This is a genomic window from Pseudomonas sp. VI4.1, assembly GCF_002029345.1.
In the GTDB taxonomy this organism is placed as follows: domain Bacteria; phylum Pseudomonadota; class Gammaproteobacteria; order Pseudomonadales; family Pseudomonadaceae; genus Aquipseudomonas.
Window position 1 is genome coordinate 52,966 of the sequence record NZ_MULM01000156.1, and the last position, 20,164, is coordinate 73,129.

A 20,164-nucleotide genomic window follows, 5' to 3' on the forward strand; every position below is an offset into this window, starting at 1 on the left:
TGTGGGAGCGGGCTTGCCCGCGAAGGCGTCCTCACAGACGCCACGCCAGGCAATGATCAGAAGTGCAACTTCACCAGGAAGCTGGTAGTGCTCTGATCGGTCTTGAACACCTGGCTGTCCTTGATCCCGTACTTATCCGACCAATAGTCGTACTCGACCCCAACATACAACTGCTTCTCACCAAAATTCAGCGCTTTACCCAGGTCATATTTAACCTGTGGGTTGAAGTGCAAGTTGGCGTGGTAATCGCCTTTGGCGTTGGAGTCGTTGTCCACCACCCAGTCCATGAAACCATCGATCAGGATGTTCGAGTTGCCCACGGGAATGGTGTAGGACCACACCGGCGTGATCTGCCAGACGTTGTCGCCCGCACGGCTGCCCTCGGTGTGGCGCTGATAGAAGTTCAGCTGGAAGTAGTCGAAACCCGGGATCGCCAGGTCGAAACCCGGGCCGATCAGGTAGGACTCGGTATCGCCTTCACCGAACTCGTAGGTCATGGCCAGCAGGACGTCTTTGATCGGGCCGAATTCGATTTTCTGGTCGAGGACCTTGCCCAGGGAAATACGCGGCTGGAACTCACCGTAATAGGTGTTCGGGCCGGCATTGAAGTCTTTTTCGCCGTTGTAGAAGATCTTGTCGACGAAGAAAAAGTTATCCCCATAGGTCCAGGCGTCGGCATGTTCGAAGGTGACGGTCTGCTGAATGCGCGGGTTGACCTGGAAGTCCTTGCCATACAGATAGGTCAGGCTGTTGTTCTGCCATTGCAGCAAGTCGCCGGCCATGGCCTGGCCACCGGCCAGCAAAGATCCCGCGAGCATCAGGCTAGTGCACGTACGTTTCATTCGGTTGCTCCCAAAAAGTTGGTGTTCCACGTTATTTTTCTAAGGTCGGCGCTCTGGTCTGGCACCTTTTTCTCAAGCTGTAAAAATTCGTCCAATCGGTCAGCTTCATCGCTGTTGGCAAGCGCTGCGCCAAGGCTTTCGCAACGCACAAAAACTCCCGCTCGGCTGCTCGAAAACAGTCGATTGAGAGGAGTTTTGGATGGCCTTGATACCGTCCAGAGCCGGGATAAGTTGGCTTTCTGGTCAGGAATTAAATCCGGGCTTTTTTTTAAAGCGGATTCGGGCGGCCGCGGAGAATACTGACTCCTTGGCCTGGTCTCAAGTGCCCCGCAACAACGCACCGACCGCAGGATGGGGGTACGGTTGCGGGCCATGTTAGAAATGCACCTTCACCAGCAGGCTGGCAGTGCTTTCATGGGTGTCCAGGTTCGAACTGTTTTCGACCCCGTACTTGTTTTTCCAGTAGCTGTATTCGGTGCCGACATAGAACTGCTTCTGGCCCCAACCCAAGGCTTTGCCGAGGTCATATTTGATCTGCGGGTTGATGTGCAGGTTGGCGTGGTAGGTGCCGCGCGAGTTCTGATCGTTGTCCACCACCCAGTCCAGATAACCATCGATCAACAGGTCCGATTTGCCCAGTGGAATGCTGTAGGACCAGGCGGGAGTGATCTGCCAGACACCGTCGCCGGGGCGCGGGCCTTCGGTCTGGCGGTGATAGAAATTCAGGGTGAAATAGTTGAAGCCCGGCACCGCGAGGTCGAAGCCGGGGCCGATCAGGTAGGCCTCGCTTTCGCCTTCGCCATACTCGTAAGTCATGGCCAGCAACACATCCTTGATCGGGCCGTATTCGAAGCGGCGGTCGAGGATCTTGCCCAAGGACAGACGCGGGCTGAACTCGCCGTAAAAGGCGTGGCGGCCTTTGCTGCGGTCTTGTTCGCCGTTGTAGAAGACCTTGTCGACGAACAGGAAGTTGTCGCCATATTTCCATCTGTCGGCATGTTCGAACGTCACCGTCTGCTGGATCGCCGGGTTGATCGCGAAGTGCTTGCCGTACAGGTAGCTCAGGCTGTTGGTCTGCCACAGCAGCAGATCGCCGGCCATGGCCTGGCTGGCGGCCAAAAGACCACCGCTCAACAGTACGCTTGTGTGTGTCCGGATCATCTGTTGCTCCCTCTTGTTGTTATTGTTCGAGGCACAGGCAGCCACTGACCTCTGGCTGGTGGGGCTTGCTTTTTTTGTAGGAGCTGGCTTGCCAGCGAAGAGGCCGGCAAATCCGCCATCAATGTCGTCTGACACACCGCTTTCGCCAGCAAGCCGGCTCCTACAGGGGGTTGTGGTGTCAGTGCGGGGGAGCGTGGCAGTCGTTGATGGCCGCGCGTTCGGCGCCACCGAGGATGTTGAACAGCAGGTTCAGCGAAAGCGCACTCAGCGTGGCCATCGCAATGCCGCTGTGGGTGATCGGGCTCATCCACAGCGGCAGGTGGGCGAAAAATTCCGGACGCACCACCGGGATCAACCCCATGCCGATGCTGACGGCAACCAGCAACTGATTGCGACGGTCACCGATGTCGGCTTCCTGGAGAATCTTGATGCCGGTGGCGGCGACCATGCCGAACATGGCAATGGCCGCACCGCCCAATACCGCCGGTGGAATCGACGCCACCAGGAATGCCGCTTTCGGCAGCAGGCTCAGCACCACCAGCAAACCGCCGGCGACAATCGTCACCGAGCGGCAGCGCACGCCGGTCATCTGCACCAGGCCGATGTTCTGCGCGAACGAGGAGTGGGTGAAGGTGTTGAAGAACCCGGCGAAAAACGAGGCGCCGGCATCACAGAGCAGACCGCGACGCAGCATCCGCGGGCAGACTTCCTGGCCGGTGATCTTGCCCAGCGCGAGGAACATCCCGGTGGACTCGACAAAGATGATCACCACCACCAGGCACATCGAAAGGATCGGTGCGAGCTCAAACTTCGGCATGCCGAAATGCAACGGGGTGACGATTTGCAGCCACGGCGCCTGGGCCATGCCGCTGAGGTCGACCATGCCGATCAAGCCGCAGATCACGTAGCCCAGGCACATGCCGATCAGCACGGAAATGTTGACCCAGAAACCGCGCATGAAGCGATGAACCAGCAGAATGGTGGCCAGTACCAGGGCCGCGATGGCCAGGTAAATCGGCGAGCCGAATTGTGCGGCGCCAGCACCGCCACCGGCCCAGTTCACCGCCACGGGAAACAGCGACAAACCGATCGAGGTGATGACCGTGCCGGTGACCAGCGGCGGGAAGAAACGCACGACTTTGGACATGAACGGTGCGATGAGCATGCCGAAGAACCCGGCGGCGATGGTCGCGCCGAAGATTCCCTGCATGCCGATGCCCGGCATGCCGGCCATGGCCACCATGCTGCCGACAGCCGCGAAACTGGCGCCCATCATCACCGGCATGCGGATGCCCATCGGGCCGATGCCCAGCGATTGGACGATGGTGGCGATCCCGGCGACCAGCAGGTCGGCGTTGATCAGGAAGGCGATTTCTTCACGGCTCAGGCCAGCGGCCTGACCGATGATCAGCGGCACGGCGATGGCTCCGCCGTACATCAGCAAAACGTGTTGCAGGCCGACCAGGATCAGTTGCAACAGGGGCAAACGTTGAATGGCGGGTGCGTCGGGGATGCGCGCTTCGGATAGCTCGGACATGCAACACCTCGGATCTTTTTTATTCTTGTGATTGACAGCCGCAGTGCTGCTGGCAGCTGTTTTTTGAAACAGGTGGACCGCAGCGCGGCCATTCGCCGGCAAGCCAGCTCCTACAGGGTTTTGCATGACCTGTAGGAGCTGGCTTGCCGGCGAAGCTTTTCAACGATTATTGGGTAGGAGCACCCTGCACAATCCACGCACCGATCAGGTCACGTTCCTGCTGGGTCATCTGGGTGATGTTGCCCAGTGGCATGATCTGGCTGGTGACGGCTTGCGCCTGGATCCGCGCGGCGTTCTGGCGGATCTGCTCGGGGGTGTCGAACATCACGCCAGCCGGTGCGGCGCTGAACAGCGGGCTGGTCGGCTTGGCCGAATGGCAGACCGTGCAGCGTTCCTGGATCACGTTATGCACCTTGTCAAAGCCAGGACCTGCGTTGGACGCTTGCGCCGGTGCGGCGGCAGGCGCTTCGGCCGGTTTTGCGTCAGCCGGTTTCAAACCACCGCCCACTGCTGTTTCCGGCAGAGGCTGGTATTCGATCTTCGCCGGGGCGTTGGCCACTTCAGGGGCGCTGGACATCGGCTTCGGACCGGACACGTAGGCCAGGCAAATCATGCCCACCGCTGCCACGGGCAGGGTCCAGGCATATTTGTGGCTGTCGTGACGGGTGTTGAAGTAGTGACGCACCAACACCGCCAGTACCGCGATCCCGGCCAGGATCAGCCAGTTGTACTGGCTGCCGTAGGTGCTCGGGAAGTGGTTGCTGATCATGATGAACAGCACCGGCAAGGTGAAGTAGTTGTTGTGACGCGAACGCAGCAGGCCTTTGGCCGGCAGCGCCGGATCGGGCGTGCGGTTCTCGGCGATCGCCGCCACCAGTGCCCGTTGCGCGGGCATGATGATGCGGAACACGTTGCCGACCATGATGGTGCCGATGATTGCGCCGACGTGCAGGTACGCGCCACGACCGCTGAACACCTTGCTGAAGCCGTAGGCGGCGCCGATGATCAGCACGAACAGGATGAAACCCAGCAGGGCAGGGCGCTTGCCCAGGGCCGAGTCGCAGAGGAAGGAGTAGATGAACCAGCCGATGAACAACGAGCCAAGACCGATGGCCACGCCTTCGGGACCGCTCAGGGTGCTGCCCGGTGCCAGCAGGTACAGCGTCGGGTTGGAATAGAACACCACGCACAGCAGCGCGATCCCCGACAACCAGGTGAAGTAGGCTTCCCATTTGAACCAGTGCAGGTTGTCCGGCATGGTCGGTGGGGCCAGTTTGTATTTTTCCAGGTGATAGATGCCGCCGCCGTGGATCGCCCACAAGTCGCCGGCCAGGCCGTTTTTCGGGTTGACGCGGTTGAGGTTGTTCTCCAGCCAGACGAAATAGAACGACGCACCGATCCAGGCCACGCCAGTAATCATGTGAACCCAGCGCACGCTGAGGTTCAGCCATTCCAACAGATGTGCTTCCACAGTCCTTACCTCTCGCCCGTCACGCTTATGTCGCGTGATCGGACCTTCTCTTATTGGTGGGGGGCGAGGATCAAACGCTCATCCTCTTTGAAAAAATGCTCATCGCAGTTATTGCCTGTGCCACTGCGATCAACCACCAGGAAGTCATCCCGCTTTTCGATCGTCAGCACCGGATGGTGCCAAACGCCGCGATGGTAATTAATGCCCTGCCTGCCGTTGGTGAGGAAGGCGCGGACCAAGCCCGATACAGGTTCATCGCCAAGTGGCGCGACCACGATCAGAAAGGGGTTGCCGAGCAGCGGAATGAAAGCCTGGCTGCCCAGCGGGTGACGCTCCAGCATGCAGACGGTCAGCGGCATGTCCTGCGCGTCGGCGCGGAAGATGCTGATGATCGCGTTGTCCTCTGGCGTGGCGGTTTCCACCGTTGCCAGTTTATGGAAGCGCATCGTCGAACCGTTGTTGATCATGAAGTGATCGCTGCCGTCGGTTTCGATCACGTCACCGAAAGGGGCGAAAGCTTCTTTGGTCAGCGGTTCAATCGTCAGTGTGCGCATGCTGGTCTTCTTAATCTCAAATGTGTGGGGTGCTGCTTTTGTAGGAGCTGGCTTGCCAGCGAAGGCGGCCTTAAGCCTTGCACCGCCTATACAGACGCCTTCGCCGGCAAGCCGGCTCCTACAGGCTCAGCATTACTTCGCGACCTTGCCCAGAACCCGCAGGCGGCTCACACCACCATCCGGGAACACGTTCAGGCGGATGTGGGTAATCGGGCCCAGCGCCTTGATCTGCTCGGCGAAGGTGTGTTCGGCGTGCATTTCCAGTTTCTGCGCCGGCAGCAGTTCGCGCCAGAACAGCGATTGGGTTTCGATCTGGCTGTCGGTGCCGCCTTTTACGAACGCGCCCTGGATCGAGCACGTGTCCGGGTAGTTGCCCTTGAAGTGCAGGGTGTCGACGATGACTTTCTCGATCTCGCCGGCATGACCCAGCGCGACGATCACCCAGTCATTGCCTGGCGTACGACGACGTGCGGTTTCCCAGCCGTCGCCCATGTTGATGCCGCGACCCGGGTTGAGGATGTTGCTCATGCGCCCGAAGTGTTCGTCGGAGCAGGCGAGGGCGCGGCCACCGTTAAGGGCTGCAGCCAGGTCGATTTGCTCGTTGTCGCCGACAGCGGACCAGTCGCGGAATGGAATGCCGTACACGCGCAGACGGGCCACGCCGCCATCCGGGTAGATGTTGAAACGCAGGTGGCTGAACGCCTTGTCGTTGCTGATTTCGTGGTAGTGGTGGCTGTTGCCCTGCAGCTCGACGGCCGACAGCACTTCAGTCCACTGGGTGTTAGCGTCCGGCTCGCCCGAGGCCAGGAAGCACGCTTCCAGGGAGGCCGACGGCGGGAAGTTGCCGGTGAAGAATGAAGTGTCGATGTCCACGCCTTTGATCGAACCCGGTACGCCCAGGCGGATCACGGCGCTGTCGTAGCCTTCGAAGCGCTTGCGGCGCGATTCCCAGCCGTCCATCCACTTGCCGTTGTCATCGAACACGCCCTCCTTCCACACCGCCGGGGTCGGCTGGAACAGGCGGTTGGCATCAGCGAACCAGTCATCGGTGACCGAGATGATTTTGGTGCCCAGGCGGGCGTCGGCCAGGTTGACGAACTTCTCGAAAGGTACGGCGTAAGCTTTCATTCTTCTAGTCTGCCTTTTATTAAGTTGGCTTGGGATGCTCGCAATGCCCCGGATGTCTTCGCGTTTTTAAACATTGGGGCAAGGCTCGCTATAGGGTCAATAATCGGAACAACGCAATCTTGTTGATCTCCGCCAGCGCGCATTTGAACTCGGTATCTTCCGGGTTGTGGATGCGCGTTTCGAACGCCGCGAGGATCTGATGCCGGTTGCTGCCTTTTACCGCCATGATGAAGGGAAACTTGAACTTGGCCTTGTAGGCGTCGTTCAGCTCGGTGAAGCGTTGAAACTCTTCGGCCGTGCATTGGTGAATACCGGCGCCAGCCTGTTCATTGGTGCTGGCTTCGGTCAGCTGGCCCTGGACGGCGGCTTTGCCGGCCAGGTCCGGGTGAGCGTTGATCAGTGCCAGCTGACTGGCGTGATCGGCGCTCAACAGGATGTCGCTCATGCGCTGGTGCAGGGTTTCGATCTCGTCGATCGAAGCGTCCTGGCCCAGGTCGAAGGCCTTTTCGGCCACCCATGGCGAATGTTCGTAGATGTCGGCGAAGGCGGCGACAAACGCATCGCGGCTCAGGGTCGAGGGTTTCAGGGTTTGAAACTGGCTCATTTCGCGGCCCCTTGGTACGGGTGGGTTTCATGCCAGTGGCGAGCGATGTCGACACGGCGGCTGAACCACACCTGTTCATGACTTTTAGCGTATTCGATAAAACGCTTGAGCGAGGCCAAGCGCGCCGGACGGCCGATCAGGCGGCAGTGCAGGCCGATCGACAGCATTTTCGGTGCTTCGGCACCTTCGGCATACAGCACATCGAATGCGTCTTTGAGGTATTCGAAGAAATCGTCGCCCTTGTTGAACCCCTGGACCTGGGTGAAGCGCATGTCGTTGGTGTCCAGGGTGTACGGGATCACCAGGTGCGGCTTGCCGGTCGGGTTGTTCGGTTCCCAGTAGGGCAGGTCGTCGTCGTAGGTGTCGCAGTCGTAGAGGAAACCGCCTTCTTCCATTACCAGGCGACGGGTGTTCGGGCCGGTGCGGCCGGTGTACCAGCCCAGTGGCCGCTCGCCGGTGATTTCGGTGAGCACGCGGATCGCTTCGAGCATGTGCTCGCGTTCCTGGGCTTCGTCCATGTACTGGTAGTCGATCCAGCGATAGCCGTGGCTGCAGATCTCGTGGCCGGCATCGACCATCGCGCGGATCACATCCGGATGGCGCTGGGCGGCCATGGCCACGGCGAAGACGGTCAGCGGGATGTCGAATTCCTTGAACAGTTTCAGAATCCGCCAGACGCCGGCACGGCTGCCATACTCGTACAGGGATTCCATGCTCATGTTGCGCGCGCCTTGCAGCGGCTGCGCCGAGACCATTTCCGAGAGGAAGGCTTCGGATTCCTTGTCGCCGTGCAGGATATTGCGCTCGCCACCTTCCTCGTAGTTGAGGACGAAGGACAGGGCGATACGGGCGTTGCCCGGCCAGTGTGGGTGAGGAGGGTTACTGCCGTAACCGATCAGGTCGCGTGGATAGTCAGCGCTCACTGCAGTCTTCCTTCTTGTTCGTGTTGACAGGTTGTGTGACAGCCCTGGTTGGGGTGAAAGGCCGGTGTCACAGCGATGGAATGATTGTATACAACTTTATATCGACATTGTAAGCCTGTTTTTTTACATTTTTCCCTAACGGTCATCCTGGCTTGCTCGAGCAAGAACCGAGCAAGAAACCTGCCTGATCGGTCAGCTAATGGGTAGAAGGTCCTTTTGTTGCATGGTGCGAAGGCGACTTCGTCAGGAACCGCCGAATAGCGGGATTTGGAGAAAAATGTCGTTTTTATTGTGTACAATTTTTTTTTAAAAGTGTCTTAATCGATGCCTCGCCGCAGCGTTTCGAGCTCCGAAACGATGCGGTCTCCTTTTCAACTGACTTCGGGAGGCGCGAGGCCTGACTGCTCCACGCAGCCAGGCGCGCAGAATCAATGGGACGTTTGACTACTCACATCTTAGACGCCGCACACGGTTGCCCGGGCAGCTCGATCAAGGTCGAGCTGTACCGCGTTGAAGGCTCGCAGCTGGAGCTGGTCGCCAGCGAGATCACCAACAGCGATGGCCGTGTCGATACACCGCTGCTGCAAGGCGATGACTACCGCTCCGGGGTCTACCAGATTCAGTTTCATGCGGGCGATTACTACCGCGCCCGGGGCGTGCAGCTCCCGGAGCCGGCGTTTCTGGATGTGGTGGTGCTACGGTTTGGCATCTGCGCCGAGCAAGATCACTACCACGTGCCGTTGCTGATTTCCCCTTACAGCTATTCAACCTACCGAGGAAGCTGATCCCCCAGGCAACTGTCTCAACATCGAAGCGACTGCGCATATAGCTTCTTTGGTCTTTCGCCCGCTCACACTGCGGGCTTTTTTTCGCGCTTCCAATGGCTCTGGAAGACACTTCATGTTCAACCTGGCTGCGGTCCCCCCTGTAGGAAGCTGGCTTGTCGGATCGTCGCAAGGCCGCGAAGGCCGCGAAGGCGACCGTACAGCCGACCCTGCTCTGTCGGCTGTACACAACCTGAGTCCCTGAAGGACCTTTCTAGCGCCTTGGATCGTCGGTTCGTACGATAAAAACCGAATCCGGGTGACCGGCCAGGATCTGTCCGCCACCTTTGAGCCAGATCAGTTTGTTGGCGGCCTCGGCGTTTTGCACCGCGCGCATGGCCGCCGGGCCAATCAGTTCCGGTAGCCGCTCGGGGACATATCTGCGTTCGTCGGCGGGGGAGATCTGAACTTTACGGCCGTGAATGCGGTGCAGGCTCATGTAGAACACAAAGTCATGTCCAGTTCGTGTGAACACCACCGTTGGAAAGGTATGGGCGGGGCCCAGCTCGAACACGGTATATCCATTGCGAGTCAACAGGTCCTTCATGAATCGTTTGATGGCCCCGGCAGTCAGGGACGAGGAGAAATATCTCCACTCCCCCGAGAATTTTTGCGAATCAAACTGCAGTCGTTGCAGAGGCACCTGATCGGCGGGGTCAGGCAGCTCCACTATCCGGTGTGAGCCTTTGCCTGGAATCGTTTGTAATACCGAGAGCATGAGCAGCGGGTCGGCCAGCTCTGGCCGTGGCGTTACGCTTGAGGTCTTCCAGTCAGTGAAGACTTGCCGCAGGGTCGTCAACCCGGCGCCGGTGGCAATGTCGGAACCGTTGGCGAGGGAAAACTGTTTTCTCGCGACGTTCAGCAGCGATAGGTCTGACAGCTCGGGAAAGTAAGCGGCGACATAGTCGGTCAGCGTCCTGTCAAAAGGCAGTCTTGGATCGACTTCCCAGTGGTGAGTCGGCGGGACCTGGATCGCGCCACGGGGTTGTTGTTCGATGTGTTGCCGCAGGGTTGCCTGGAACAGATCGAAGTCGTAGATCAGGTGCGCCGGGTTTTTGATATAGGCAATCGGATGGTCCGATGCATCAACGCGCGGCACTGTCTTGTAGCGAACGCCCTCGATGCTGATGTCTCCGGGCGAAGCATGGTGGGCCGCGATCCCCCAGTTTTTCCAGGGCTCGGAGGATGCGCCGGTGTCGGGTATCCGTGGTCGCCTGGACGGCCCCGCTTCTAGCCCATCACCTGCCAGTGGGTGGCGGGTAATAATCAGTTCCGAATCCCCGGTGCCAATGCTGACGGCCCGAACCTGACGCCATGCGAGCGTGCCTTCCACCCGCTCAAGCCGTGGGCCGGACGGCTCCAGTTCCGAGAGTCGTTTGACGCGCAAATGGCCGTGCCTATCGGTCCCCAGCAGCACCGTCCCGCCATCGACGAGATCGACAAACTTGCGCCTGGAGCTAATTGATCGGAACCCGGTCAGCGGGTCGGGTGCGGGCAGCCGGTCAACCATTTTCGGTGGCAGGTAGTAATGACTGATGGGGTGGTCGGTGGTGATTCGGCTGATGTGGGTGCTGGCAGGGAGATCGGTTATTTCAACCGCCGGAGGTTGGGCCTCGGGTGCTGGAGCGTGCTCCGGGAATGGATGTCGCTGGGGCAGATCGGGCTCATGACCCAGTGAGATGCCAGGGCGCCTGGGTAAATGATCCAGGGTCGTATCGCGCGGCCGGGGGTACTTTCGGTTGAAGAACCGGGGGCTTTGGGTCGAATGGGATGTTTAGGGCTCATGGAAAGCTGTGCTCCTTTGAGATCGTAAGAAGGTTCGGTGTATCAGCTGGTTCTCGCCGGCTTCATGTAATGACTTAAGTAATAAGAGCCAGCGCGTAGACAGGTGCGCCTGGTCCGCGTAGATCACTCAACCCGGACGCCTTCAATATCTCTTACGTTTAAGTTTATCGAGCGGTAACTATGTATCGCTGCTCAATGATGAGTTGAATGCCAGACCCCTACAGGCTCTGGGCCGCCCGCATGGCGGGCCTGTTTATCGCTAATAAATAATCCCCTTTGGCAATGGCTGGGCTTTTGTCTGTGCGGTCGCCTTCCCTCGATTTTTTGAACGTGTGGAATCCGAGGGTGTTAAAAGCCGTCTCTTTATGGGGGGAGTAAGCGTTTGTAATAATAATTTTTGCTCCGTTTTTACTCAGCGGGATGACATGTTGTTCAATTTTCCTTATGAAGGCTTCTTCGGTTAAATAAGTGTTACTGAAATGGCCGCTTAAGATGATTAAATCGCTGCTGTTTTTCGTTTCATTACTTTTGTCGCGGAGACTGTCCAGTAGCGTCCATCCGTCCTCGTTCGCGAAATGCGTGGGGTGCTTTGCGCTTGCATGAAGGTGGCTAAGGTAATTGATGTGGTTGTTGTTAATCAGTCCGTTCGAAAATAGTTTTACGGTCGGGCCATCTGTAAACATCATGGAAACCGGGAAATGCAGACTGTAGTTGCCGTTGTTTATCTTTCTTATTTCAACAATGCCGGTGTTGCGTTGGTTATTGTTCTGGGCGATATAAAATACTGCGACGAGAAATGCTTTTTCGTTGGCGGTGGGGGGTGGGTGGCTGATAACGACCTCGTCGTCTTGTAACTGAGCGCCAACGGAAGTTTTTCTGGTGGGTGGGTCGCTGATAACCAACTCTCCGTTCTTCAATTCAACGACAACATCCACGGCTTCATTGAAATAATTCTTTACGGCGTCGCGAAAATTCTTGACGGATTCGGATTTAATAAATGCCTGGCTGTCTTGTCTGTTTTGAAATTTTATCGAAAGGTTAAAAGGATCAAACTCAAAGCCGTACTGCTTGCCCAGCTCGACCAGATCATCTTTAATCGAATCAATGTAATATTTTACCCGGTCAGGCTGTTGGATGATTTCCTTTTGGGTCCATGAGATCAGTGGATTGTTATCATTTAATATCATGTCCCCTTCGAACCCTACGGCCCTGGCATAGTTGGCATAAAAGCCTGAACCCGCCATGGGTTCTATCAGGCGTTGAATGGTTGCCTGGCCATTTGTTTTTTGATTGACAAGGTCTGCAATCAGTCCGCCATCGATGTCTTTCACTTCGGTGACCACTTGACCCGGTAACTTGAAAAAGGGTAACGAATGAATGTCGATTTTCATCCCCCACCGAGTGAATGTTTCTATTTTTTGTTTGATATTGTCGGCGCTGGTCGCTGCTCTCAGTAATGGATCACCCTGCTCAAGCAGCGCTTTGTAGTGGGCCCTGCGGCCGATCTCACCCGTGAACGGGTAAAAAGGGTTTTGCGAAGTCCATGAGCTCATATCCAGTCTGAATTTTTCTGCATGCCTGGAATGGCGTAAGGCGAAAGGCTGAATGGCGCCCCCCTCATCCGGCTGCCACCTGCCATTCCAGACCGTATCCGGGTCTGAGGGGCCGGGTTGGGTAGCGGTGTGCAGAGTATCGACGGGTCGCTCAAGGCGTGGGCGCTTGCCGGGTACTGGGCTTGGCGCTTCAATTCGCCACAGCATCGTCGTTCCGATTCGTTCCAGCACCGGGCCATTGGGGATCAGAACCTTGGCGGTCGTCGCCTGGTATCTCCCGTCCCCAGTTGGAGCGACCATGACCGTAGTACCGTTCTCGAGATTGACATATATTCTCTCGATTGTATTTTGACGAGTCGCGGTGTCTCGACGAATCCCGTTCGTGTCAGGCACTGTCAGGGTTTTGGCGAAACTTCTTGGAATGATCAACTCATCGAGGCTTATGGGGTGTCCGGCGGCTGGCGCTGGCATGTAAACATGCATGTCGTCAGGGAACTCTGGCGCCAAACGTCCAACAACCGGAAGATCGGAAATAATGATCGCGGGTTCTGACGGCAGAGTGTTGTCTGGCGAATCTTCGTGAGGGCGTGTCTCGGCGGTTATATCCCTTCCTGGCCAATGAAAGTCAGGCTGTCCGGTCGTCATCGGATTGCCGGGCGGCTGAGTGTTCTCCGAATGGGGTCTTGTCGTTGTCAACGTGCTACCAGAGGGGTCGGAGTCGGGGGTTTTAGTTTTTACCGGTGGTTTGGCCATTTAGCGTATCCTCCATGGATGGTGAAATAGTCCTTTTCAGCGTGGTGGGAGTACGACATCAAGCGTTATATGAAGAGTGCTTTCTGATTACCCTGGCTTGATATATCCGAGTGTCGTCAATATCCAAGCGTCCACGTGTGTTTATCAGGATGGCAAAGTGTCAACAGATCGAGGTATAACTATATATGCTGTTGTTTCTATGTGTTGCGGGATCCCGGCACAACAGCACCCGTATTTTGCGGAGTTGTTGGAGTAGTGCCATCGACGGGGCGCAAGCGACAGGCCTATGGAAATAACACTCTATCCATGGGGCGGGGGCGGGGTATTGGCGTGATTCTACCCTCCTGAATGATTTCGCGAATCAGGAGGGTAGCGGGGAAGGGTAAACTGAAGTGACGGATACAATCAAAGGTGTCAGTGGCTACTCAGTAAGGACGCGGCCCCCGCACCGCCGAACAACCCGGCACTGATCCGGTTGAACCAACTTTGTCCCTTGCCGCTGCGCAGGTATCGCGCCGCACCATGCGCCCCCAGCCCATAGGCCAATTTGCACAGCAGGTCCAGCACCGTCCAGGTGGCGATCATTATCAGCAGTTGCGGCAGGAACGGCTGCTCGGCACTCAAGAATTGCGGCAGGAATGCAGCAAAAAACAGAATGTCCTTCGGATTGCTCGCACCCAGCACGAACGCGCGCCCGAACAGGGCACGGAAACGTGGCACCGGCGCAGCCTGGGGGACTTCGGCACCCACCGAGGGTTGACGCGATTGCTGCCAGCTCTGCCAGGCGAGGTAGAACAGGTACAGCGCGCCGACGATCTTCAGGGCGCTGAACAACTGTTCCGAGGCGAGCAACAACGCGCCCAGCCCCAGCGCCGAAGCACTGAGCAGGCAGATTGAAGCAAACACGCCTCCCAGAAACGCCGGGTAGGAACGGCGCAGACCGTAATTCAGACTGTTGCTGATCATCAGCAACGACAGTGGCCCCGGGATCAGGATCACCACCAGCGCAGCGCCGCTGAACAGCAGCCAGGTTTCCAGACTCATCACTTTCCTCCATTTGCACAAAAGCCTCACCCGACGGGGTGAGGCTGGTTTAATGCGTTTACGGCTTACAAGAAAACGAACTTGGCGATGAAGATCGCGCAGAGCACCCACAAACTGATGGAAATTTCCTTGTGCTTACCGGTACAGGCCTTGAGCACCACATAGGTGATAAAGCCCAGCGCGATGCCGTCGGCGACCGAAAAGGTCAAGGGCATCATGATCGCGGTAACGATCGCTGGAATGCTGTCGGTCGCCTCGTCCCATTCGATGTGCGCCATGCCGCCCATCATCAACATTGCCACATAGATCAGTGCGCCGGCGGTGGCATACGCGGGGATCATGCCAGCCAACGGCGCGAAAAACATTGCTGCAATAAATAACACACCTACGGTCACAGCGGTAAGACCAGTCCGACCACCTGCAGCGACCCCGGCGGCACTTTCCACGTAGCTGGTGACGGGAGGCACACCCACCACAGCCCCGAATACGCTGGAAGCACTGTCGGCTTTAAGGGCGCGGGAAAGGTTTTCGATCTTGCCGTCGGCGTTCACCAGGCCGGCGCGCTGGGCCACGCCCATCAAGGTGCCGGCGGTGTCGAACATGTGCACGAAGAGGAACGCCAGCACCACACTGATCATGCTGACATTGAACACGCCCGCGACGTCCATGGCCATCCAGGTCGGTGCCAGGCTCGGCGGGGCCGACATGATGCCCTCGTAGTGCACCAGCCCCAGGCCCCAACCGGCCAGGGTCACGGTGATGATGCTGATGAGGATCGCGCCGAACACCTTGTGGTAGCTGAGCACGGCAATCATCAGGAAGCAGATGGCCGCCAGCAAAGGACCGGGTTCGCGCAGGGAGCCGAGCTTGATCAGGGTGGCCGGACTATCGACGACGATGCCTGCGGTTTTCAGGCCGATCAGCCCCAGGAACAGGCCCACACCGGCGCCCATCGCGAAGCGCAGGCTCACCGGGATGCTGTTGAGCAGCCATTCGCGAATCCGCGAAAAGGTCAGGAACATGAACAACACGCCGGAAACGAACACCGCGCCCAGGGCCGTTTCCCAGTTGTAGCCCATGGTGCCGACCACGGTGTAGGTGAAGAAGGCGTTCAAGCCCATGCCCGGCGCGAGGCCGACCGGCCAGTTGGCGTACAGGCCCATCAACAGGCAGCCCAGCGCGGCGGCGATGCAGGTGGCGACGAACGCCGCCCCGTGATCGATCCCGGCGTCGGCCATGATGTTGGGGTTGACGAAGATGATGTAGGCCATGGTGATGAAGGTCGTCACACCGGCGATCAGCTCGGTTTTCACCGTGGTGCCATGCATGCTCAGTTTGAAGATGCGCTCCAGCCAGCCATTGCGTATCGGCGGCGAGAGTTCCAGGGTCGGGGCTTCGGATTTGCGGCTTTCCACAGCGAGTACTCCTCAAGAGTTTTATTGTTATTTCCAGGGCAGGACCCATGAGGGTGGCAGCGGCCCTTTGAGGTGCTTGCGAATTTGTTGACCTCTTGGTCAAGATCTCGCACGAAGTGGATTATGCTTTTGTATACAAATAATGCAAATAATGTTTTTGATTTTGTAGACGAAAAGTTTGGCAATCGGGATATATCGCCGTTCGGCGGCATTCGCCGGCAAGCCGGTCTCGCACCCACAGGAATTTTGTGTGGTGGGGGAGATTTTGGCGGCGGTGGTGCGTCAGGTTCAGGCGGCGAACGCGGCCTGAGGGGAGGGCATAAGCGAATAAACCGGCGCATGGGCCGGTTTATTTTTGTCTGAAGATAGCGGTGTTTGTGCCGGCCTCTTCGCTGGCAAGCCAGCGCCTACAGGATCGGGTGAGCGCCACGGTTCAATGTAGGAGCCGGCTTGCCGGCGAAGGCGTCCTCAAGGACACCGCAACACCATCAGGCCGCAGCGAAACGCTTATCCAGATAATCAATAATCACCTTGGACTCATACATCCAGGTGGTCTGCCCATTCTCTTCAATGCGCAGGCACGGCACCTTGATCTTGCCGCCTTGCTCCAGCAGCGCCCGGCGATCCTGTTCGTTGTTCTTCGCGTCGCGCAACGCCACCGGCACATTCAGGCGGCGCAGGGTGCGGCGGGTTTTCACGCAGAACGGGCAGGCATGGAACTGGTACAGGGTCAGGCCCTTGGCAGCCGAGTTGACCTTGGCCTGAACCTCGGCCGGGCGTTGCTTCTTGCCGGGACGGGTGATGAAGTCGATGAAGATAATCAGTTGGCCAAGGCCGACACGAAGCGCTTTAACGAACACGGGATAAGCCTCACTGGGCAAACGGAAGGCGCGCAGCTTACCTGATTTTTCGCAGGCGAAAAAAAACCGGCGATGAATGCCGGTTTTCTTCGTGCTGCGGCCTTACTTGATCAGGCTGAGAAACTCGCTGCGGGTGGCCGCATTTTCGCGGAACTCACCCAGCATCACCGAGGTGATCATCGACGAATTCTGCTTCTCCACACCGCGCATCATCATGCACATGTGCTTGGCCTCGATCACCACCGCAACGCCCAGGGCGCCGGTGACTTCCTGGACCGCATCGGCGATCTGGCGGCTGAGGTTTTCCTGGATCTGCAGGCGGCGGGCGTACATATCGACGATCCGCGCGACTTTCGACAGCCCCAGCACCTTGCCGCTCGGGATGTAGGCGACGTGGGCCTTGCCGATGAACGGCAGCAGGTGGTGCTCGCACAACGAGTAGAGCTCGATGTCCTTGACCAGCACCATTTCGCTGTTGTCGGAGCTGAACAAGGCACCGTTGGTGACCTCTTCCAGTGTCTGTTCATAGCCGCGGCAGAGGTACTGCATGGCTTTGGCGGCACGCTTTGGCGTGTCGAGCAGGCCCTCGCGGGATACGTCCTCGCCCAATTGGCCGAGAATCGCGGTGTAATTCTGTTCCAGGGACATGAAACTACCTGTGGGATTTTACGCAAAGGCCAAGGGTACGGTGGCGGACACGGCGCTGCAAGCACGAAGCGACAGCCTCACTCGTCGCGACCTTCCATCATGGTCCGTTTGAGCATCACATAAACCGCTCCGGCGCCGCCGTGTTTCGGTTGGCACGAGGTGAAGCCGAGTACCTGGGAATGCTGGCGCAGCCAGGTGTTGACGTGGCTTTTGATCATCGGGCGCTTGCCGTCCAGGCGCACGGCCTTGCCGTGGGTGACGCGCACGCAGCGAATTTCGAATTTGGTCGCTTCGGCGAGGAAGGCCCAGAGGGTTTCCCGGGCCTTTTCGACATTCATGCCGTGCAGGTCGAGGCTGCCTTCGAACGGAATCTGGCCGATCTTGAGCTTGCGCATCTGGCTTTCCTGCACCCCGTCGCGCGCCCACATCAGCTCGTCTTCCGGGCCGACGTCGATGACGAACTGATCGGACAGCCCGTCGACGGTGGTGGCATCGGTGCGCACGGTAGCGGCCTGGCGCAGCTTGGCGATCTGCGCGCGGTCAGCTTTGGGTTTGCCGGTTTCGGCGCGATCGTGCTTGATCGGCTTGACGCCTTGAATCGCGCTTTTGAACAGGGAAAAATCGTCGTCTTGCATGTCAGCCTCCGCGAAGGGCGGCCAGTTTACCCAACTCGGGACGAATGGGGCGCGACAAAACGCCTGCGGGTTCGACTCAGTCGTGTTTTTTCATCAGGTGCGGAGCAATGTTGAGCTCCCGCGACTGGCGCGCACGACGACGGCAGCGGCGCCACAGCATCACGCCGAGGTACAGCACGAACAGGCCGATCGCCAGAATGATTGCCGAGCCCAGCGGGCTGGCATTCAACTCGCCGAGTGCCGGTGGGCGGCCGAGCAGGCTGGCCGCTCCGGCCATTGCCATCAGCACGCCACAGGTCGCCAGCAACGCAGCAAAGGCTGCGCCGAAGCGAAAACGCCAGTTGCTTTGGCTTTTGGGCCGCAAGCGGCGAGCGTCAAATCCATCGGATAACTTCATTCCGACCTTCCTCAATGAGTATCGGCCCTTCGACCGGGAGTTGACCGGGATGTTCCTGAGGCTAAGTCAATTACAGCACACAAGAGGCTTTTGCGGATGAGCGGCGGCATACACCGCTCATCGAGCGTCGATCAAATCAATTCGCGAGTCACGGCGAGGGTGGCGAAGTTGTCCGCCATGATCGCCATTTCGGTCTGTTGCACATGCTCGGCACTCAGGACGCCACCTTTGTACGGCAGGTCGCGAGTGGCACAGGCATCTTCCACCAGGGTGCAGCGAAAGCCCAGGTTCTTGGCGGCCCGCACGGTGGTGCTGACGCTGGAGTGGCTCATGAAACCGCAGACGATCAAGTCCAGCGAACCGAGATTCTGCAGGCGTTCCAGCAGTTTGGTGCCGTGAAACGCACTCGGCAGCAGTTTGCCGATGATGGTTTCGTCGTTCTGCGGTTCCAGCCCCGGAATGAATTCACCGCGCTGTCCTTGTGGATCGAACAGCCCACCGACGGTGCCAAGGTGATGCACATGCACGATCGGCCGGCCGGCAGCGCGGGCAGCGGCCATCAGTTGCTTGATGTTCGCGACGGCGGCATCCATGCCGCTCAGGGCCAGCGGACCACTGAGGTATTCTTTCTGGGCATCGATGACGACAAGGGTCGCATTGCTCAGATTGGCTGCAGCGTAACCGCGGCCGCTGAGTTGAAACATCGTTTTTGGAACGGACATTCTGGGGCTCCTTCGGGTGGGGCTTTTGCGACATTGTCCTCTGGCTGAGCGCTTCTGTGAATCGCTACTATCGCAGGCGCCGCCGTTGCTGGCTCACAGCCTTGTCAAGATGCCTGATTTGTTCAATGGCCAGACTAAAAAAGAGAATAGTCCTACAACTGGTCCGGTGCTTTTCCTGCGTCGTCGTGACGCGGTTTGGCTGTTAGAATCGCCAGTCGTTTTTTCTGGAGTCTGCCGCCGTGATCACTTCCCGCCTTCGCACCCTGCGCGACCATATCCGTTGGGCCGTCAGCCGCTTTCATGGGGAGGATCTGTTTTTCGGCCATGGGACCGACAACGCCTGGGACGAAGCCCGCCAACTGGTGCTGGGGGCCTTGCACCTGCCATGGGAAATGGCCGACAGCTACCTTGACTGCAACCTGGAAGACGATGAACTGGTCAAGCTGCAGCGCTTGCTCAAGCGGCGCATCGAAGAACGCATTCCGACCGCGTACCTGCTGGGTGAGGCCTGGTTCTGCGGTATGTCGTTCATCGTCGACGAGCGTGTGCTGATCCCGCGTTCGCCGATTGGCGAGCTGATCGAAAAACGTTTCGAACCCTGGCTGGGCACCGAGCCTGCGCGGATTCTCGACCTGTGCACCGGTTCCGGCTGCATCGGTATTGCCTGCGCCTACGAGTTCAAGAACGCCGAAGTGGTGTTGGCCGATCTGTCGTTCGAAGCACTGGAAGTGGCCAACCAGAACATCGAGCGCCACGGAGTCGACGAACGGGTGTACACGGTGCAGGGCGATGGTTTCGATGGTTTGCCGGGTCAGCGGTTCGACCTGATCGTGTCGAACCCGCCGTATGTCGATGCCGAAGACTTTGCCGACATGCCGGACGAATACCAGCACGAGCCCGAACTGGGCCTGGCCTGTGGTGACGATGGCTTGAACCTGGTACGGCGGATGCTCGCCGAAGCGGCGGATCACCTGACCGAGAAGGGGTTGCTGATGGTCGAAGTGGGCAACAGCCAGGTGCACGTCGAGGCGCTGTACCCGGAAGTCGACTTCGCCTGGCTCGATTTCGAGCGCGGCGGGCATGGGGTGTTCATGTTGACGGCGCAGCAGTGCCGGGATCATCAGGCATTGTTCGCGTCCCGCGTCTGACTTCAGAACGCTATCGCGGGCAAGCTCGCCCCCACAGGTTCCGTGTGTGTCGCATCACTTAAGCACGACACACATCCTGTAGGAGCGAGCTTGCTCGCGATGGACGTTAACGATAACGCGTGTTTACTGGTTAAACGCGGCGCTCTTGAGTCCATCGCGA

21 protein-coding genes are annotated in these 20,164 nt (G+C 58.4%); 3 read left to right on the plus strand and 18 right to left on the minus strand.

What is annotated here, in order from left to right; translation table 11 throughout:
- Positions 1-56: 56 nt before the first annotated feature.
- The 9 genes from BZ163_RS16675 to puuE all read right to left on the minus strand — a co-directional run bounded on the left by BZ163_RS16675 (position 57) and on the right by puuE (position 8,220).
- Positions 57-842 (minus strand): outer membrane protein OmpK, encoded by a 786-nt coding sequence (locus tag BZ163_RS16675; protein ID WP_128871828.1) that lies wholly within the window; start codon positions 840-842, stop codon positions 57-59.
- Positions 839-1,216 (minus strand): hypothetical protein, encoded by a 378-nt coding sequence (locus BZ163_RS16680; RefSeq protein WP_128871829.1) that lies wholly within the window; start codon positions 1,214-1,216, stop codon positions 839-841. Before BZ163_RS16680 ends, BZ163_RS16675 begins: the two co-directional genes overlap by 4 nt.
- Position 1,217: 1 nt before the next feature.
- The gene (locus BZ163_RS16685) at positions 1,218-2,003 is read right to left on the minus strand and encodes an outer membrane protein OmpK (protein ID WP_128871830.1); all 786 of its coding nucleotides are present in this window, start codon (positions 2,001-2,003) and stop codon (positions 1,218-1,220) included.
- Positions 2,004-2,181: 178 nt separating this feature from the next.
- Positions 2,182-3,540, minus strand: coding sequence for a nucleobase:cation symporter-2 family protein (locus BZ163_RS16690; protein ID WP_128871831.1), 1,359 nt, complete (start codon positions 3,538-3,540; stop codon positions 2,182-2,184).
- 166 nt (positions 3,541-3,706) lie between these two features.
- Complete coding sequence (locus BZ163_RS16695; protein ID WP_128871832.1) at positions 3,707-5,011, minus strand: urate hydroxylase PuuD; 1,305 nt, start codon at positions 5,009-5,011, stop codon at positions 3,707-3,709.
- Between the two features lie 50 nt (positions 5,012-5,061).
- Positions 5,062-5,565, minus strand: coding sequence for an ureidoglycolate lyase (locus BZ163_RS16700; protein WP_128871833.1), 504 nt, complete (start codon positions 5,563-5,565; stop codon positions 5,062-5,064).
- 132 nt (positions 5,566-5,697) lie between these two features.
- Positions 5,698-6,693 (minus strand): allantoicase, encoded by a 996-nt coding sequence (gene alc / locus BZ163_RS16710; protein ID WP_128871834.1) that lies wholly within the window; start codon positions 6,691-6,693, stop codon positions 5,698-5,700.
- An 88-nt stretch (positions 6,694-6,781) separates the two neighbouring features.
- Entirely contained in the window at positions 6,782-7,297 is a 516-nt protein-coding gene (gene uraD / locus BZ163_RS16715; RefSeq protein ID WP_128871835.1) for a 2-oxo-4-hydroxy-4-carboxy-5-ureidoimidazoline decarboxylase, read from the minus strand.
- A complete protein-coding gene (gene puuE / locus BZ163_RS16720; RefSeq protein WP_128871836.1) occupies positions 7,294-8,220 on the minus strand; it encodes an allantoinase PuuE in 927 nt (308 codons plus the stop codon). The genes uraD and puuE overlap by 4 nt, the downstream gene beginning before the upstream one ends.
- A gap of 431 nt (positions 8,221-8,651) precedes the next feature.
- Between puuE and uraH the strand changes: the two genes are divergently transcribed.
- On the plus strand, positions 8,652-9,005 hold the full coding sequence (uraH, locus tag BZ163_RS16725) for a hydroxyisourate hydrolase (RefSeq protein ID WP_128871837.1): 354 nt from the start codon (positions 8,652-8,654) through the stop codon (positions 9,003-9,005).
- A 253-nt stretch (positions 9,006-9,258) separates the two neighbouring features.
- Here uraH and BZ163_RS16730 read toward each other — a convergent pair whose 3' ends face one another.
- The 4 genes from BZ163_RS16730 to BZ163_RS16745 form a co-directional block, all read right to left on the minus strand.
- Positions 9,259-10,554: a hypothetical protein gene (locus BZ163_RS16730; protein ID WP_128871838.1), complete on the minus strand. Its 1,296-nt coding sequence runs from the start codon at positions 10,552-10,554 to the stop codon at positions 9,259-9,261.
- A 493-nt stretch (positions 10,555-11,047) separates the two neighbouring features.
- On the minus strand, positions 11,048-13,135 hold the full coding sequence (locus tag BZ163_RS16735; RefSeq protein WP_128871839.1) for a hypothetical protein: 2,088 nt from the start codon (positions 13,133-13,135) through the stop codon (positions 11,048-11,050).
- A 414-nt stretch (positions 13,136-13,549) separates the two neighbouring features.
- Positions 13,550-14,179: a LysE family translocator gene (locus BZ163_RS16740; protein ID WP_128871840.1), complete on the minus strand. Its 630-nt coding sequence runs from the start codon at positions 14,177-14,179 to the stop codon at positions 13,550-13,552.
- A gap of 65 nt (positions 14,180-14,244) precedes the next feature.
- The gene (locus tag BZ163_RS16745; protein ID WP_128871841.1) at positions 14,245-15,594 is read right to left on the minus strand and encodes an NCS2 family permease; all 1,350 of its coding nucleotides are present in this window, start codon (positions 15,592-15,594) and stop codon (positions 14,245-14,247) included.
- 123 nt (positions 15,595-15,717) lie between these two features.
- Here BZ163_RS16745 and BZ163_RS16750 point away from each other — a divergent pair, with 123 nt between their 5' ends.
- Complete coding sequence (locus tag BZ163_RS16750) at positions 15,718-15,957, plus strand: hypothetical protein (RefSeq protein WP_128871842.1); 240 nt, start codon at positions 15,718-15,720, stop codon at positions 15,955-15,957.
- A gap of 125 nt (positions 15,958-16,082) precedes the next feature.
- Here the strand turns inward: BZ163_RS16750 and BZ163_RS16755 are convergent, their stop codons facing one another.
- The 5 genes from BZ163_RS16755 to BZ163_RS16775 all read right to left on the minus strand — a co-directional run bounded on the left by BZ163_RS16755 (position 16,083) and on the right by BZ163_RS16775 (position 18,856).
- Entirely contained in the window at positions 16,083-16,454 is a 372-nt protein-coding gene (locus BZ163_RS16755) for a glutathione S-transferase N-terminal domain-containing protein (protein ID WP_064676623.1), read from the minus strand.
- A 102-nt stretch (positions 16,455-16,556) separates the two neighbouring features.
- Entirely contained in the window at positions 16,557-17,102 is a 546-nt protein-coding gene (gene folE, locus BZ163_RS16760) for a GTP cyclohydrolase I FolE (protein ID WP_128871843.1), read from the minus strand.
- A gap of 77 nt (positions 17,103-17,179) precedes the next feature.
- The gene (locus BZ163_RS16765; protein WP_007898817.1) at positions 17,180-17,737 is read right to left on the minus strand and encodes a Smr/MutS family protein; all 558 of its coding nucleotides are present in this window, start codon (positions 17,735-17,737) and stop codon (positions 17,180-17,182) included.
- Between the two features lie 76 nt (positions 17,738-17,813).
- Complete coding sequence (locus tag BZ163_RS16770; RefSeq protein ID WP_128871844.1) at positions 17,814-18,134, minus strand: hypothetical protein; 321 nt, start codon at positions 18,132-18,134, stop codon at positions 17,814-17,816.
- 131 nt (positions 18,135-18,265) lie between these two features.
- Positions 18,266-18,856: a cysteine hydrolase family protein gene (locus tag BZ163_RS16775; RefSeq protein ID WP_128871845.1), complete on the minus strand. Its 591-nt coding sequence runs from the start codon at positions 18,854-18,856 to the stop codon at positions 18,266-18,268.
- Between the two features lie 239 nt (positions 18,857-19,095).
- On the opposite strand from BZ163_RS16775, the gene prmB reads away from it, so the two are divergent.
- Entirely contained in the window at positions 19,096-20,004 is a 909-nt protein-coding gene (gene prmB / locus BZ163_RS16780) for a 50S ribosomal protein L3 N(5)-glutamine methyltransferase (protein WP_128871846.1), read from the plus strand.
- Positions 20,005-20,164 lie beyond the last annotated feature (160 nt).

What these genes read in the sequence shown, in the direction of transcription:
- BZ163_RS16675 (WP_128871828.1), bottom strand. Translation starts at nt 842, where the DNA reads ATGAAACGTACGTGCACTAGCCTGATGCTCGCGGGATCTTTGCTGGCC.
- BZ163_RS16680 (WP_128871829.1), bottom strand. Translation starts at nt 1,216, where the DNA reads ATGGCCCGCAACCGTACCCCCATCCTGCGGTCGGTGCGTTGTTGCGGG.
- BZ163_RS16685 (WP_128871830.1), bottom strand. Translation starts at nt 2,003, where the DNA reads ATGATCCGGACACACACAAGCGTACTGTTGAGCGGTGGTCTTTTGGCC.
- BZ163_RS16690 (WP_128871831.1), bottom strand. Translation starts at nt 3,540, where the DNA reads ATGTCCGAGCTATCCGAAGCGCGCATCCCCGACGCACCCGCCATTCAA.
- BZ163_RS16700 (WP_128871833.1), bottom strand. Translation starts at nt 5,565, where the DNA reads ATGCGCACACTGACGATTGAACCGCTGACCAAAGAAGCTTTCGCCCCT.
- alc (WP_128871834.1), bottom strand. Translation starts at nt 6,693, where the DNA reads ATGAAAGCTTACGCCGTACCTTTCGAGAAGTTCGTCAACCTGGCCGAC.
- uraD (WP_128871835.1), bottom strand. Translation starts at nt 7,297, where the DNA reads ATGAGCCAGTTTCAAACCCTGAAACCCTCGACCCTGAGCCGCGATGCG.
- uraH (WP_128871837.1), top strand. Translation starts at nt 8,652, where the DNA reads ATGGGACGTTTGACTACTCACATCTTAGACGCCGCACACGGTTGCCCG.
- BZ163_RS16730 (WP_128871838.1), bottom strand. Translation starts at nt 10,554, where the DNA reads ATGGTTGACCGGCTGCCCGCACCCGACCCGCTGACCGGGTTCCGATCA.
- BZ163_RS16735 (WP_128871839.1), bottom strand. Translation starts at nt 13,135, where the DNA reads ATGGCCAAACCACCGGTAAAAACTAAAACCCCCGACTCCGACCCCTCT.
- BZ163_RS16740 (WP_128871840.1), bottom strand. Translation starts at nt 14,179, where the DNA reads ATGAGTCTGGAAACCTGGCTGCTGTTCAGCGGCGCTGCGCTGGTGGTG.
- BZ163_RS16750 (WP_128871842.1), top strand. Translation starts at nt 15,718, where the DNA reads ATGCTTTTGTATACAAATAATGCAAATAATGTTTTTGATTTTGTAGAC.
- folE (WP_128871843.1), bottom strand. Translation starts at nt 17,102, where the DNA reads ATGTCCCTGGAACAGAATTACACCGCGATTCTCGGCCAATTGGGCGAG.
- BZ163_RS16765 (WP_007898817.1), bottom strand. Translation starts at nt 17,737, where the DNA reads ATGCAAGACGACGATTTTTCCCTGTTCAAAAGCGCGATTCAAGGCGTC.
- BZ163_RS16770 (WP_128871844.1), bottom strand. Translation starts at nt 18,134, where the DNA reads ATGAAGTTATCCGATGGATTTGACGCTCGCCGCTTGCGGCCCAAAAGC.
- BZ163_RS16775 (WP_128871845.1), bottom strand. Translation starts at nt 18,856, where the DNA reads ATGTCCGTTCCAAAAACGATGTTTCAACTCAGCGGCCGCGGTTACGCT.